At 66.9% G+C, this 13,866-nt stretch carries 9 protein-coding genes; 7 read left to right on the forward strand and 2 right to left on the reverse strand.

The window, feature by feature from the left end; all coding sequences use genetic code 11:
• The first annotated feature begins 101 nt into the window (after positions 1-101).
• Positions 102-1,418, forward strand: a complete 1,317-nt coding sequence (locus tag EVJ50_RS01060; protein WP_150881972.1) for a diacylglycerol kinase family protein — start codon at positions 102-104, stop codon at positions 1,416-1,418.
• Entirely contained in the window at positions 1,418-2,806 is a 1,389-nt protein-coding gene (locus EVJ50_RS01065) for a metallophosphoesterase (RefSeq protein WP_370455555.1), read from the forward strand. Before EVJ50_RS01060 ends, EVJ50_RS01065 begins: the two co-directional genes overlap by 1 nt.
• 277 nt (positions 2,807-3,083) lie before the next feature.
• Here the strand turns inward: EVJ50_RS01065 and EVJ50_RS01070 are convergent, their stop codons facing one another.
• Positions 3,084-3,308 (reverse strand): DUF3136 domain-containing protein, encoded by a 225-nt coding sequence (locus tag EVJ50_RS01070; protein ID WP_370455556.1) that lies wholly within the window; start codon positions 3,306-3,308, stop codon positions 3,084-3,086.
• Positions 3,309-3,581: 273 nt separating this feature from the next.
• Here EVJ50_RS01070 and EVJ50_RS01075 point away from each other — a divergent pair, with 273 nt between their 5' ends.
• Positions 3,582-8,369, forward strand: a complete 4,788-nt coding sequence (locus EVJ50_RS01075; RefSeq protein ID WP_150881974.1) for a chemotaxis protein CheB — start codon at positions 3,582-3,584, stop codon at positions 8,367-8,369.
• 6 nt (positions 8,370-8,375) lie between these two features.
• On the opposite strand, the gene EVJ50_RS01080 is transcribed toward EVJ50_RS01075, so the two are convergent.
• Positions 8,376-9,506: an AI-2E family transporter gene (locus tag EVJ50_RS01080; protein WP_150881975.1), complete on the reverse strand. Its 1,131-nt coding sequence runs from the start codon at positions 9,504-9,506 to the stop codon at positions 8,376-8,378.
• A gap of 79 nt (positions 9,507-9,585) precedes the next feature.
• On the opposite strand from EVJ50_RS01080, the gene EVJ50_RS01085 reads away from it, so the two are divergent.
• Genes EVJ50_RS01085 through EVJ50_RS01100 form a run of 4 tightly spaced genes read left to right on the forward strand, consistent with a single transcriptional unit; the run spans position 9,586 to position 13,852 of the window.
• Positions 9,586-10,587, forward strand: a complete 1,002-nt coding sequence (locus EVJ50_RS01085; RefSeq protein WP_150881976.1) for an NAD(P)-dependent alcohol dehydrogenase — start codon at positions 9,586-9,588, stop codon at positions 10,585-10,587.
• A gap of 6 nt (positions 10,588-10,593) precedes the next feature.
• Positions 10,594-12,261, forward strand: coding sequence for a response regulator (locus EVJ50_RS01090; protein WP_150881977.1), 1,668 nt, complete (start codon positions 10,594-10,596; stop codon positions 12,259-12,261).
• Positions 12,261-12,674, forward strand: coding sequence for an Hpt domain-containing protein (locus tag EVJ50_RS01095; RefSeq protein ID WP_150881978.1), 414 nt, complete (start codon positions 12,261-12,263; stop codon positions 12,672-12,674). Before EVJ50_RS01090 ends, EVJ50_RS01095 begins: the two co-directional genes overlap by 1 nt.
• Positions 12,674-13,852 (forward strand): PP2C family protein-serine/threonine phosphatase, encoded by a 1,179-nt coding sequence (locus EVJ50_RS01100; protein ID WP_150881979.1) that lies wholly within the window; start codon positions 12,674-12,676, stop codon positions 13,850-13,852. The genes EVJ50_RS01095 and EVJ50_RS01100 overlap by 1 nt, the downstream gene beginning before the upstream one ends.
• Positions 13,853-13,866: the final 14 nt, after the last annotated feature.

Below are 13,866 nucleotides of genomic sequence, written 5' to 3' on the forward strand. Positions count from 1 at the left end.
CGCCGCGCCGGAGCGACCGTGCCCTGGCCCCAGGTCGGCAGGATCGTTACGCCGGCCGGCTCCCGGCCCCGCCGGCAGACTGGCTTCAGCCGCCTGGAGTCATGCCCAGCGCTCTGGTTCTGCACGCCGCCCCCGCGCTGGCGGAGTCGCTGACGCGCTGGCTGGAGAGCCACCGCGCCCTGCTCGAGGGCTTCGAGCTGATCGCACCGCAGGAGGTGCTCGGCGCCATCCGCCGCCGGCCCGCGCTGCAGGACCTGGAGGTGAGTGCCTCACCGCCGTTGCGGGACGGGGGCGATCTGGTGCTGGCCTCCCGCATCCTCAGTGGCGCCATCAGCGGCGTGCTGTCGTTCCAGCGTCCCGATCCGGGCGAACTGGCCCATCACGAGGCGGTCAGCCTGGTGCGGGCCGCTCTGCTGCGTCAGATCCCCCTGGCGCTGAACGAAGCCTCCGCCACCGCGATCGTGCGCGGCCTGGCCCGGAGCCGCATCGGCTATCTGATCTTCAATCCGGTGGCCGGTCAGGGCAATCCCGAGCAGGAGCTGGCCCAGATCCGCGGCTTCCTCGAGCCCCAGCTGATGGTGCGGGTGGTGATGACCCGCCCGGATGTGGACCCGGCCGATCAGGCCCGCGATCTGGTGCGGGAGATTCAGGCGATCGAGGCCGATCAGGCCCACGAGAGCGAATCGATGCTGATCGCCTCGGGCGGCGATGGCACGGTGGGCGCCGTCGCCGGCGCCCTGCTCGACACCGGCATTCCCCTCGGCATCGTTCCCCGCGGCACCGCCAATGCCTTTTCGGTGGCTCTGGGCATTCCCACGGCCCTGCGGGCCGCCTGCACCAACCTGCTGATCGGCAACACCCGCCGCGTGGATGCCGCGCTCTGCAACGGCAACCCGATGATCCTGCTGGCCGGGCTGGGCTTCGAGGCCGGCATGGTGAGCAAGGCCAGCCGCGAGATGAAGAACGTTCTCGGCCCGCTGGCGTACATCCTTGCGGGCGCCCAGCAGTTCGGCGCTCAGCGGTCGTTCCGGGCCAGCCTTGAGCTGAACGGCGAGACGCAAGAGTTGGAAGCCATGGCGATCACGGTGGCCAACGTCGCTCCCGCCACCTCGGTGATGGCCCAGGGTTTCGGCACCGTCGTTCCCGACGACGGCCTGCTCGATGTGATCGTGGCCACCCCCAGCGGGACACTGGAGGGGCTGCAGGTGCTCTCCTCTCTGGCGGGCTCGGCGCTCGGCCGGGTGCCCGCCACCCACGAGAACCTGCTCTCCCTGCGCACCGATGCCCTCCGCATCCGGATTGATCCGGCCCAGGAGCTGGTGGTGGATGGGGAGATGCTCGAGGCTTCCAGCGTGGAGTTCCGCTCCCTCCCGGGAGCGCTCACCGTGGTGGCGCCGCTGCAGCAGGCCCTCCCCTGATGGGGATCAACCTGGCCAGCGACCCACCGATCGCCGCCAAGATCGCCCGCATGGCGGGGTGGGTCCGCTGGCGGGACCCGCTGATGCAGCGCCTCGGAGTCGATCAGACCCGGCTGATGCTGCCGAAGCTGCCGCAGGCCGATGGCGCCTGGCCGGCATGGCACTTCCTGGTGGTGGGCGACAGCGGCACCGGCCGGCATCGGCGCCACAGCCCTCCCCGTCGCATCGCCGAGCGATTGCTCCCCCATCGCCAGGGGGCGGCCTTCCTCCTCCACACCGGCGATGTGGTCTATCTGGTGGGGGCGGCGGAGCAGTATCGGGCCAATTTCCAGCGGCCCTACCGGGACTGGCTGGTGGATGGAGACCGCTGGCAGACACTGCCGCACGACCGCATGGTCTTCAACCAGCCGCTCCTGCCGGTCCCCGGCAACCACGACTACTACGACCTCTCCGCTCCCGTGGCGCTGCTTTCCGGCCTGTCGGCACCGCTGCGGCGGCAGCTGGGCTGGTGGGCTGAGCCCGATTGCGGCTGGCACGGCTCCGGCGCGGGGGGCGTGTACGCCGCGGCCTTTCTCGATGGGCTCGCCGGCCTGAGTGAGGCCGAGCTCAGTGAGCACCTCGATCGCCATTACGTGGCGCGCTGGGACGGCACGCGTTGCCTTCGCTACGAGCCCGGTGCCTTCACGCGTCTGCCGAACCGCTACTACCGCTTCCGCCAGGCGGGGGTGGATGTGTTCGCCCTCGACACCAACACCTTCACTGCCCCCCACGGCAGCCGTGAGCCGGTCGATCAGGAGCAGCTCGACTGGCTGGAGCGGGGTCTGATCGCCTCCTGGCGCGATCCCGGCTGCCGGGGGCGCCTGCTGGTCTGCCACCACCCCGCCTACTCGAGCGAGGCCACCAAGGCCCCTGACCCCGCCACCCTGGCGGTGCGCCATCAGCTGCGGCGCGTCTTCGATGCGGTGGCCTCGGCCCTGGCCGGCCTTGCCGGGGGGCGCACCCCGGTGGATCTGGTGCTCACCGGACACGCCCACTGCCTCGAGCTGATCCGCTGCGGCGACACCGGTCATGCCGATGCCGGCATCCCCTGGCTCATCTGCGGCGGCAGCGGCTACAGCCTCAGGCCGCAGGGGGCCGGCGGCGGTCAGGTGCGAGAGCGGGATGGGGCCGGGCGCGAGCGGGTCGTGGCCGCCAGCGAGCTGTTCATCGGACGCGGCGCGATCGGTCCGGATCCGGCAACGCGCCCCTACAGCGCCCTGCGGATCGACGTGGGACCCGGCGCCCCCCTGAGCCTCACCGTCACGCCACTGGTCAGTGAACGGATCGGATCCGGTTGGCGGGACCACACCCTGGCGTCACTGCCGCTCACAACCTCCGGTTCACTCTGATCGCGCGGGATCAGGAGCAGAGGGTGGAGACGTGGTGGACGGGGGCTGGCTGTCGGTCCGGCCGGCATCGGCGTCGAGGGTTCTCAATCGAGCCAGGATGCAGTGGAGTGTGTCGGCGGGCAGTTCGCCATCACGGCCCCAGCGCATTGAGGTGAGGCCGACACAGCTGCTGTCGGCGACCGTTCGTCGTTCGCGTTTCATGATCGCCCCCTCGCTGGTGATCCAATGGAAACGATTGTTGCCTCTGCCGGCGCTCTGACGCTGCCCCCGCAGGGGATCAATCGAGCGGTGTGATGCTCTGGCAGCGGCGCAGCGACAGGAGGAGATGATCTGGAGCCTTGTACTGAGCCGGCAGCGAGCGATGCAGCAGAGCCATCCGGTGCCAGCACAGTGAGCGCTCGATCTCCTGGGTTGATCGACCCTCGCTCACCATCGTTCGCATGGCTTTGCAGTACATGAAGTACTTGGCTTCCAGTTCACCGATGGTGAGCGTGGCTTCCATGGTCATCAACACTCCCTGCCTTTGCGGAGCTGCCTGGATCGTCAATGGAGTTGCCCTGCAGGGTCTACCCCCATGCGGGGGTGGCGGGAGGTGGCCATAACCGGGCCTTGCATTGAAGAGTTGCTTCAGAATGATGGTTCGCTGATTCGATGCCAGCGCAAGCTGCTATGCCTCTGCTCGATGCCGTGATGCGGCAACGGGCATTGAGTACAATCATGATCGGCTGGAAGAGAAGAAGAACCCCAAGAAGAACCCCAAGAAGAACCCCAAGACATGCCGGAGGCCCGAGATCCTGGGAATGATTCCCAACGCCGGCAACGTGGTGATGCTGCTGCTCCCGGTCAGGGCAGCGCCTCGCCACCATCGACGGATGCTCAGCCAGTCGGGGCCGAAGGGCGCCGGACTCCGGAGCAGGGGTGGGACGCGTCTGAGCCCGGCGAGGCCGGCAGCGGTGATTCCGTCAGCCACCTGGTCTGCATCGGCGCTTCAGCGGGTGGCCTGGAGGCCATCGAGGAGCTTCTGGCGGGCCTGCCAGCGCTCTCCGGCCTGGCCGTGATCCTGGCGATGCATGTCGCCCCGGACAAGCCGACCAACCTGCCGGACTATCTGAGCCGGAAGACCGCGTTGGAGGTCGTGCTGGCGGCCGATGGAATGGCCCTCAGGCCAGGCGCTCTGGTGGTTGCGCAGCCCGGCCGGGATCTCACCCTCAACGGCAGCACGATTGCGTTTGTGCAGCCGCAGGAGGGCGCTTTCTCCGTTCCAAGCATTGACAGGTTCTTCCACTCGGCGGCCAGCAGCTGGGCAGAGCGCTGCATCGGCATCGTTCTCTCCGGCTCTGGCTCGGATGGCGCCATGGGCCTGCGGGCGATCCGCAGCGGTGGTGGCCTGACCATTGTTCAGAACCCGGCAACGGCTCGCTTTTCGTCCATGCCCCAATCAGCGTTCGCCTACGGGGGTGCGGAATGGGCTCTCGATGCCGGGACCATCGGGTCTGCGTTGGAGCGCTATCTCCGGCCTGACGTGCCTGACCTTCCTGAGCAATCAGATCCTGCTCAGATGAGCCGGGAGGAGCAGCAGCAGGGCGAGCGATACCAGGAGCAGCAGCAGCAGGACGACCTTCTGCTTGATGTGACCAAACTGATCCTGAAGCGGCGCGGCATTGATTTCTCTCAGTACAAGCGCTCCACATTGCGTCGCCAGATCCGGCGAAGGATGGTTGTGGCTGGCGTGGAATCTCTGAAGAGCTATCTCGATCTGCTCAGGGATTCCCCGGATGAGGCGAATGAGCTGACACGAAACATGCTGGTCAGTGTGACGGCCTTTTTCCGTGATCCTGATGTGTTTGCCTGCCTCGCTCAGGCAATGCGCGATCTGCCAATTGTGGCTGATGACGACCGGCAGATGCGGATCTGGGTGCCGGGTTGTGCGACGGGGGAAGAGCTGTATTCGGTTGCCATGCTTGCGAGCGAGATCCTTGGCAATCCACCGGATCTCGGCCGCAGGCTCAAGCTGTTCGGTACGGATCTGGATGAGGAGAGTCTCACGATTGCCCGACGCGCGGTCTACACGCCCGATGCAGTGCAGGCCATACCGAGTGCACTTCGCTCGCGCTATCTCGTCTCTCAGGGCTACATGTACCGCATTCGAGAGGACATTCGAGACTGTGCCGTGTTTGCAAGGCACGATCTCTCTCAGGACCCTCCCTTTCCGGAGATTGATGTGATTTCCTGTCGCAATACGCTGATCTATTTCTCAAACCAGATGCAAGACAAAATCTTCGATACGTTCCGGTTCAGCCTGGTTGATCGTGGTCTGCTGATCCTGGGGCCATCGGAAATCCTTCGAACCCAGTCTCAGGGACTCGCCATCCTCAATGGTGAGCACCACATCTATTCCCGCTACGGCGGCTCAACGGTCCGTACACTGCGTGCCCCTGCTGTGGCGACCAAACCCACCAACCAGTCGCCAAGTCGGAGCAGGGACCAGCGCGCGCAATTCTCGACATCGTCCCAGTCCTACGGCAGCAGCTTCTGGTACGCCATCGTTGCCGCGGCGGTGGAGCCATCCCTGGTGCTCGATGACCGGGATCGCGTGCTGGAGGTGATCGGTGATGTGTCCGCCTTCTGCCAGATCCCTCCGGGCCAGTTGACCCATTCCCTGCTCAGGCTCATCAGGCCGGAATGGCGATCTGCTGTACGGGGACTTCTCGTTGCTCTGGAGGGGGGCGCCAGCTGTGTCTCCTCTCTGCCCCTGTCATCCGGAGCCGGCCGTGACCCGGTGGCATTGGTTCTCACGGCGCTTCCGCTGGATGGCAGGCCGTTCAAGCTGTTGAGCTTCCGGCCGATCTCCGCACCGATCACATTCCCCCAGAGTCAGAAGACATCGCTCGACGTGCCTCAGCTGCAACTGGCCGAGGAAGTCCACCGCCTTGAAGAGGAGTTGTTGGAGACGAAGGAATCGCAGCGGGTCTACATGGTGGAGCTCCAGTCTGCCAATGAGGAGCTCGAGGCCTCATCCGAGGAATTGCAGGCCTCATCGGAAGAACTGCAGTCGTCCAACGAAGAGCTGGAAGCCTCGAATGAGGAGCTGCAGGCTTCGAATCAGGAGTTTGCCTGCCTGAATGAAGAACTCCGCGAGCGCAGCGCTCAGCTTGAACTGGCCAACTGCGACCTGCGCAACATTCAGCAAGCGCTCTCTCAGGGGCTGATCATTCTCGATGAGATGCTTCGGATTCAGCGGTTCTCCTCTCTGGCGGTGCGCGTCTTCGCGCTTGTCGAGTCCGATGTCGGCTCAACCTTGATGTCTGTGCCCACAACGGTTCCCATCCATGACCTGGAGCGTGTGCTGTTGGGTGTTGTTCAGGATCAACAGGTTGTCACCCTGGAGTGTGAGAACAGCAAGTCGGCGTATCTGTTGCGCTTTGTTCCGTACAGCACCATCCCGGCGAACCGGAGCGGTGTGATCGTGACCATCACTGACATCTCAACCATTGTGCGCCTGCGCCGAACAGCGGAATCAACACTGGCGGATCTCAACCGAGTTGCGGATACATTGCAGGAAGGCATCTTCAAACGCGAGCTGGAGGGCGAGGGGCGCTTTGTGTTCGTCAGTCAACGCTTTGCGGACATTACTGGCCTTGATGGCGATCGCCTGGTTGTGGATCCCGGCCTGTTTGACGGGTGCATTCATCCTGACGACAGGGAGCGGGTCAAGGCCCAGAGGCAAAATCGGCCGTCAGGGCCGGTCTTGCTGAACTATCGCTTTCTGGTGACTGGCAGCCGTGAGGTCTGGATGAGAGAAACTGCAACGAGCATTGCTGAGGATGGTGCTTCCTACCTCGTGGGCACCCTCTCCGATATCACGGCTGAGGCGAAGAAGCAGTTGCACGCGGCTGAACTGTCCTCCGTCTTCGAGATGGTGTTCAACACCCGTGAGTTCGGTGTGATGGCCCTTGATCAGGATCTGACCATCACATTGGCCAATCCGGAGCTTGGCAACCTCAGCGGCTTTGCATTGGAGCACCTCACGGCGCGGCCCTTGTCCCTGCTGCTGTCACCTCAGGACTCAGGGCCCCTTCTCGCTGAGCTGCGCCACATGCTTACGCATCCTGCCGAAGGCGCTGGTTCACGCTGCATGCCGCTCACATGTGCCGATGGCTCCGAGATCTGGGTCGTTCTGGAGCTGCAGTGTCTGTCAACGCCGCTTCCAGCTTCCTCCATCATCATCACCGTCAAGGATGTCACCCTGCTGCGCTCCACCATCCAGGACCTCCAGCATCAGGCGTTGGAGGATCCACTCACCGGAGCCTGCAACAGCAAGGCCTTTCACCGCCAACTCCACCACGACATCCGGCGAGCCGAGCGCAGTCAGACCCCCCTGGCTGTGATCACGCTCGACATCGACTCATTCAAGGCCGTGAACGACCAGCATGGCCACCCTGCCGGCGATGCCGTGCTGGCTGAGACCGCTTCTCGCCTCAGCCGTGTCACCAGAGCGGGCTTCTCTGCCGTGGCCAGGATCGGCGGCGATGAGTTCGCTCTGTCTTTGACCGGCTTCTCATCGATGGCGGATCTGGATCGCGCCCTGATGCGCCTGATGGCTGAACTCTCCCATCCGTTTCAGCTTGACGATGCCCGGCTCAATCTGAATTTCAGCATCGGCGTGGCTCTGTTCCCCGAGCATGCCGAGGCGAAGGACGCGCTGATCGCCGCTGCCGATGAAGCGCTCTACGACGCCAAGGCCACGCCCGGCACCCAGTACCGGCTCTTCCGAACCGACCTGTCCGATCAGCAGTCCCGGCGGCAGTCGTTGTCCGAGCGTCTCGCTCAGGCTGTGGCTGCCGACCGCTTCGATCTGAGTTATCAGCCCATCGTTGATGCCGCGACGGGAGTGACGTGGGGGCTGGAAGCCCTGTTGCGCTGGCGACTGGACGACGCCCTTGTCCCCGCCTGCGACTTCATCGATGTGCTCGAGTCCCACGGTCTGCTCCGACGCCTGCAGCCGCTGCTGCTGCGTCTGCTCACCCGCGATCTGGACATCATCCGCTCCGCCTTTGATGACACCGTGCAACTCTGCGTGAATCTCCTGCCCAGCCAGCTCACTGCGGAGACGGCCAATGCCGTGCTGGTGAACTGGCCGCGGCGGAATTCCCTCAGAGGCCTCGCTGCGGAGATCACCCCCGCCGCCTTTCAGTCGCCCACGGCGCAACGTTGCCTTCTCCTGCTGGCGGAGCATGGCGTGCAGCTCTCCATCGACGATTTCACAACCGTGCACGGCAACCTGATCGCTCTGCGGGATCAGGGGCCGGCCGTGCTGAAGATCGATGGGTCCCGCTTCGACCTCAGCGGCACCACCACCGCCGACCTGGCCATGGTGAACGCCCTGGCGGCCTACGCCCATGCCTGCGGCTCCCTCCTGGCTGTCAAGAACATCGATGACGCCAACGGCGCCGCTCAGCTTCGCCAGTCCGAGGTGGATCTGATCCAGGGCCGTGCCATCTGTGATCCCCTGCCGCTGGGCGAGTGCATCAGATGGTGCCAGGACCGCTCCAGCGCAGGCTGATCGTGATCAGGCGGCCCCCGTGCTGGAGCGCTCCGATCCTCCCCTCTCCTCATTGACCTCTGCGCCGGTCTCCTGGCTCTCCGAGGCCGCTTCGATCTGATCGGCCATCCAGTCCTCGGCGATCACGTTCACCGTGCTGGCCACGGGAATCGCCAGCAGGATGCCCGGCAGACCGGCCACCTTGGCCCCGAGGAAGAGGGTGAAGAGCAGCCAGAGGGGATTGAGGCCCACCATGCTGCCCATCACGCGCGGCACGATCACGTTGTCGAGGATCTGGCCCAGAACGAAGGCGATCACGAACACGGTGATCCCCACTGAGAGGTTGTTCACCATCAGGAAGCCGCTCACCGACACCTGGGCGATGGCACCCATGAAGGGGAGCATGCTCGCCATGCCGATCAGAAAGCCGAACAGGGCGCCGTAGGGAACGCCGACCAGCGTGAACACCAGCGCCAGCACCACGCTGAAGCCGAAGGCCAGGATCACCTGCCCCCGCAGGAAGGTGCGAATCCGCACAGGCAGTTCCCGGCCGATGCGCTGGCGCCACCAGGGTGGCAGCCAGCGCATCAGGCCGTCCCAGGCCGACGGCCCCCCCACCAGCAGGAACACCGTGAGGATCAGGGTGAGGAACAGAAACAGACCGGCGCTGACGCTGGCGCTGAACAGATCGGGCAGGACTCCCACCACCGAACCGGCCAGGTTGGCCACCTGGGCCTGCAGCGACTCCATCAGGGAGGCGCCGGCACCGCTGCCGCCATGCAGCGCCGCCAGCGACTGGACCCAGGCCGCGAGGCCCTGGGCGGAATCCACCCAGGTGGGCAGGGCTGCCATCAGGCTGCGGACCTGACCGGCCAGCAGCGGGCTGAGCACCACGGCGCCCCCGGTCAGCAGCAGCACGGCCGCCACCACCACCACCAGCAGGCTGAGGCCCCGCCCGAGGCCGATCCGCTGCAGCCGCCGCACCGGCAGGTCCACCAGGATCGCCACCACCACCGCCAGGATGAAGATGGTGAGGAAGGGCTGGAGATAAGCCATCAGGCGCAGCAGCAGCCAGGCGTTGAGGAACCAGAGCGGCAGCAGCAGGGCATTGCGCAGCCAGCGGGGCTGGGTCACCAGGGGGCGGAGCGGCAGGGTCATGACAGAGGCGTGGATGGCTGACTCAGAACGGTTCGGCTCCGATCGCTAGAACGGAGCTGAGGCTCACGGCGGTCGGTTCATGGAAGTCAGTGTCTGGCAGAGCGGAGCCCCCGGCGAGCCCCTCTCCCGCGCCACCGCCCACCTGCCGGAACCGGCGGAGGATGAGCTGGTGCTGGAGGTGCTGCACTGCGGCCTTTGCCACAGCGACGTCTCCATGCTGGACAACGCCTGGGGCCTCAGCAGCTTCCCCCTCGTTCCCGGCCACGAAGTGGTCGGCCGGGTCTGCGCGGTGGGGCCGGGCGTGAACCCCGATCTGATCGGCCAGTTGCGGGGGCTGGGCTGGATCTCGGGCAGCTGCCGCCACTGCATCCGCTGCCTCGGTGGGGACGCCAACCTCTGCGGCTCACTCGAATCCACCATCGTCGGTCGGCAGGGCGGATTCGCCAGCCACGTGATGGCCCATCAGGACTGGGCCGTGCCCATTCCCGACTCGGTGGCTCCGGAGGATGCCGGTCCGCTGTTCTGCGGTGGCGTCACCGTCTTCGCCCCTCTGATCGATGAGGCCGTCTCGCCCACGGCGCGGGTCGCGGTGATCGGCATCGGTGGTCTGGGCCATCTGGCGCTCCAGTTCGCCCGCGCCTGGGGTTGCGAGGTCACCGCCCTGACCACCACGCCGGCCAAGCGGCAGGAGGCGATCGGCTTCGGTGCCCATGAGGTGGTCGCCCTGGCGGATCTGGGCGGCTGCGCCGGACGCTTTGATCTGATCATCAACACCAGCAACCACAGCCTCGACTGGGCGGCGGTGATCGGCGCCCTGGCCCCCCGCGGCCGCCTGCATCAGCTCGGCGCCGTGCTGGAGCCCATTCCCGTGGCGGCCTTCGATCTGATCGCCACCCGCCGCTCGATCACGGGCAGCCCCACCTCCTCGCCGGCCAGCCTGGTGAAGATGATGGAGTTCTGCGGGCGCCACGGCATCCGCCCCGCGGTGGAGCACCTGCCGATGGCCGAGCTCAACACGGCGATCGAACGGCTGCGCCGGGGCGATGTGCGCTACCGCTTCGTGCTCGACGGTCCGGCCTGAGGGGGCATGGGCCAGTCCAGCGACGAGGTCATCGCCAGCCTGCGCCACAGCCTCGGCACGCTCGAGGCGGCGCTGAGCGTAGTGGATGAGGCCCTGGTGATCACCAGCCGGGCCAATGCGATCGAGTGGTGCAACACGGCCTTCGAGGAGCTGGCCGGCCGGCGGCGCATGTTCCTGCTCGGTAGCGATCTCTGCACCATCCTCGAAGACATTCACAGCCCGGAGAATGCGGAAGCCTGCGGGCTGTTCCTCGCCGATTTCCGCACCCTCAACACCGGCGCACGGGTGTTTCAGCTCAATCCCGGTCTGCCCTGGGAAACGGTGTCCCTCACCTGGGCGCCGGTGTGGATCCCGGGCCGGGAGAGCCTGATCACGGCCATCCGCAACATCAGCGACCTGGCCCGCAGCGAGCGGCAGCTGCGGCAGGCCAACGACACCCTCGAGGAGCAGGTGCGGCGCCGCACCGCCGAGCTGCGTTCCGCCCGCGACGAAGCGGTGGCCGCCAACCGGGCCAAGACCATCTTCCTGGCCAACATGAGTCATGAGATCCGCACGCCGATGAATGCCGTGATCGGCATGAGCGAGCTCCTCATGGACACCTCGCTCGACGAGCGTCAGCAGGAACTGGTCGACACCCTGCACACCAGCGGTGAGCACCTGCTGGCCCTGATCTCCGACATCCTCGACATCAGCCGCATCCAGGCCGATCGCATGGAACTGTGCGAGCGGCGCTTCGACCTGCGCTCGCTGCTCGACGACTGCCTCGCCCTGATCCAGCCGCTGGCGGAGAGCAAGGGCCTGCAGCTCCGCCGCACGGGTCCCGAGCTCTGGCCTCCGCCGCTGCTGGGGGACCGGATGCGTCTGCGCCAGATCCTGGTGAATCTGCTCAGCAATGCGGTGAAGTACACCGAAACCGGCTGGCTGAAGCTGGAGGTGGAGGCCCCGCCTGCAACAGGCGAGCGTCAGGATCTGCGGCTGGTGGTGAGCGACAGCGGCATCGGCATCCGCCGGGAGTTCCTCGCCGTGATCTTCGAGGACTTCTCCCGCGATGTGAAGGCCGAGGTCAAGGGCGGCAGCACGGGCCTGGGCCTGGCCATCAGCCGCCGGCTCACCGAGCTGATGGGCGGCCGCATCGAGGCGGCGTCCACCCCCGGTCAGGGCAGCGTCTTCACGGTCTCCCTGGCCCTGCCGCTCGCCGGGCCGGCGGCTGACGCCCCGGCTGCGGCGGAACCCGGCGAGGGCGGGAACGCTCCTCTGGAGGACGACTTCTCCGACCTGCGGCTGCTGGTGGCGGAGGACAACCCGGTCAACCAGCGGGTGATCCAGCTCATGCTCCGGAAACTCGGGATCGAGGCGGCCCTCGTGAGCGATGGCGCCGAAGTGCTCACCTGGCTGGAGAGCCACAGAGCCGATGTGGTGCTGATGGACATCGAGATGCCGGAGATGGATGGCCTGGAGGCCACGCGCCGGTTGCGGCGGCGGCCGGGGCCCCAGCCCTACGTGATCGCCCTGACGGCCTATTCCTTCAACTCCCAGCGGCAGGGCTGCCTCGCCGCCGGCATGAACGACTTCCTCTCCAAGCCGATCAAGGCCGCTCAGCTGCGCGACGCCTTCCGCCGCTACCGCGACGCCGAGGCGGTCCCGGCCCGTCCCTCCGCACCCCCGAACGATTGATGGCCTTTGACCCCTCAGGCCCGGATGCCGCTCCGGGTTCAGCGTCAACCGTGCTCGATCCAGCCATCTGGCAGGAGCTCAGGAGTCTCTTCGAAGGGGATGAGGCCGGCCTGGCGGATCTGGTGCGCACCTTCGCCGACGACTCGCAGCGAACCCTGGATCGGCTGGCGGATCCAGGTCTGCCCGCCGAACGCTGGCGGGCCGGTCTGCATCGGCTGCGCTCAGCCAGCGCCGGCATCGGTGCGGCGGCCCTGTCGGCGCTCTGCGCCGACCTGGAGGCCGGCGAGCCCCCCGGCCCCGACTGTCCTGGCCCGCTGCTGGAGCGCCTCCGTCGCGAGCGTGAGGCGGCCCTGCGCGCCCTGGGCGGAGCGACAGGGGATCCGTCCGAGACGCAGGAGACCGACCCCGGCTGATGGAGCCCGCGGCCTGCCGGATCGATGCCCCCCCGGTGCTCGTGGTTGATGACGACCCGGTGCACCGGCGCATCACCGCGGCCCGCCTCAGCCGCAACGGTCAGCGGGTGCTCGATGCCGGATCCGGTCCTGAGGCGCTCGAACTGGCCCGCACCGGCGGCCCGCCTGCCGTGGTGCTCTGCGACTGGGAGATGGAGGGGATGGATGGCCTCCAGGTCTGCTCGGCCTTCAAGGCCGATCCCGCCCTGAGCGGCTGCCACTTCATCCTGCTCACCGCCCGCTCGGGCGAGCCCGATCGCATCCGCGGGCTCGACTGCGGTGCGGACGATTTCCTCAGCAAGCCGATCAGCCAGGAGGAGCTGATGGCGCGCGTGCGCTGCGGCCTGCGGCTGCATGACGCCGCCGAGCGGCTGCGGCTGCTCTCGGCGGATCTGCAGGCCCAGCACAGCCTGATGGAGACCGAGATCCAGGCGGCGGCCCGCTATGTGCAGCAGCTGCTCCCGGTCCGGCTGGAGGGGGATGTGCAGGTGGTGGGCCGCTTCCAGCCCTGCTTCCACCTCGGCGGTGATGCCTACGACTCCTTCTGGGTCGACCGCCACCATCTCGTCCTCTACATCCTTGACGTCTCCGGCCATGGGCTGGCGGCGGCCCTGCCCTCGGTGTCGGTGGTGAATCTGCTGCGCTCCGGCAGCCTGCGCGTGCCCCTCACCCGTCCGGCGGCGGTGCTCTGCGAGCTGAACCGCCGCTTTGAGATGGAGGAGCAGGGCGGCCGCTACTTCACCATCTGGTACGGGGTCTTCGATCGCCGCAGCCGGCTGCTGCGCTACTCCAGCGCGGGTCATCCTCCCGGCCTGCTGCTGCGGGGCGCTCCCCATGTGCAGCCCCTCAGCACCCGCAACCTGCCCGTGGGCCTGCTGGAGAACGCCGAGTACGACGAGGGCCGCTGCCGGATCGAACGGGACTCGCGCCTGCTGCTCTACAGCGACGGCCTCTACGAGTGCGACGCTGAGGACCGGACACCTCTGGGGCTGATCGGACTGGAGGACCTGGCGGCGAGGCTGCCGGAGACCGATCCCGGCCTCGCCCTCGACCACCTGTTCGCTGAGGTGAGCCGGCGCCTTGGGGCCGCTCCGTTCAGCGACGACGCCTCGGCCCTGCTGGCCCGGTTCGCGGGCTGAGCGGCTGAGGTCTG

The sequence above is a fragment of the Synechococcus sp. RSCCF101 genome, from assembly GCF_008807075.1.
Lineage (GTDB): Bacteria > Cyanobacteriota > Cyanobacteriia > PCC-6307 > Cyanobiaceae > RSCCF101.

Excerpts from the sequence above, each read along its gene's own strand:
- EVJ50_RS01060 (WP_150881972.1), top strand. The coding sequence starts at position 102 with ATGCCCAGCGCTCTGGTTCTGCACGCCGCCCCCGCGCTGGCGGAGTCG.
- EVJ50_RS01065 (WP_370455555.1), top strand. The coding sequence starts at position 1,418 with ATGGGGATCAACCTGGCCAGCGACCCACCGATCGCCGCCAAGATCGCC.
- EVJ50_RS01070 (WP_370455556.1), bottom strand. The coding sequence starts at position 3,308 with ATGGAAGCCACGCTCACCATCGGTGAACTGGAAGCCAAGTACTTCATG.
- EVJ50_RS01075 (WP_150881974.1), top strand. The coding sequence starts at position 3,582 with ATGCCGGAGGCCCGAGATCCTGGGAATGATTCCCAACGCCGGCAACGT.
- EVJ50_RS01080 (WP_150881975.1), bottom strand. The coding sequence starts at position 9,506 with ATGACCCTGCCGCTCCGCCCCCTGGTGACCCAGCCCCGCTGGCTGCGC.
- EVJ50_RS01085 (WP_150881976.1), top strand. The coding sequence starts at position 9,586 with ATGGAAGTCAGTGTCTGGCAGAGCGGAGCCCCCGGCGAGCCCCTCTCC.
- EVJ50_RS01090 (WP_150881977.1), top strand. The coding sequence starts at position 10,594 with ATGGGCCAGTCCAGCGACGAGGTCATCGCCAGCCTGCGCCACAGCCTC.
- EVJ50_RS01095 (WP_150881978.1), top strand. The coding sequence starts at position 12,261 with ATGGCCTTTGACCCCTCAGGCCCGGATGCCGCTCCGGGTTCAGCGTCA.
- EVJ50_RS01100 (WP_150881979.1), top strand. The coding sequence starts at position 12,674 with ATGGAGCCCGCGGCCTGCCGGATCGATGCCCCCCCGGTGCTCGTGGTT.